This window comes from Vogesella mureinivorans, from assembly GCF_007644035.1.
GTDB classification, from domain to species: domain Bacteria; phylum Pseudomonadota; class Gammaproteobacteria; order Burkholderiales; family Chromobacteriaceae; genus Vogesella; species Vogesella mureinivorans.
Genome location: NZ_VMTV02001091.1, coordinates 1 through 270, shown reverse-complemented (window position 1 = coordinate 270; position 270 = coordinate 1). Strand labels below are relative to the sequence as shown.

General features: G+C 73.3%; 1 protein-coding gene. It reads right to left on the bottom strand.

Annotated features, from left to right (window positions below; all coding sequences use genetic code 11):
* Positions 1 to 270 (bottom strand): glycine--tRNA ligase subunit beta (locus FLQ44_RS22885; RefSeq protein ID WP_147696183.1); only part of this gene is annotated, 270 nt, incomplete at both ends.

Here is a 270-nt window from a genome sequence, read left to right as displayed (position 1 = left end):
GGCTCGCCGCGTAGTCCTCGAAGCGGCGCACCTTGATGGCGCCTGGCGCGTGGAAGCGGTGGCCGTAGGTGACGTCGCCGGAGCGCACCCCGCCCACCTCGAAGCGCACCACCTCCGGGTCCTCGGTCTCGGGGCCGAAGGTGCACACGATGGAATGGAGCGGGCGCACCCAGGTGAGCGCGCCCGGAGCGGCCGAGGCGGCGCCCCAGCGCATGGATTTCGGCCAGGGGAAGGCGCGCACGATGGCGGGGACGATCTCGGCCAGCACCT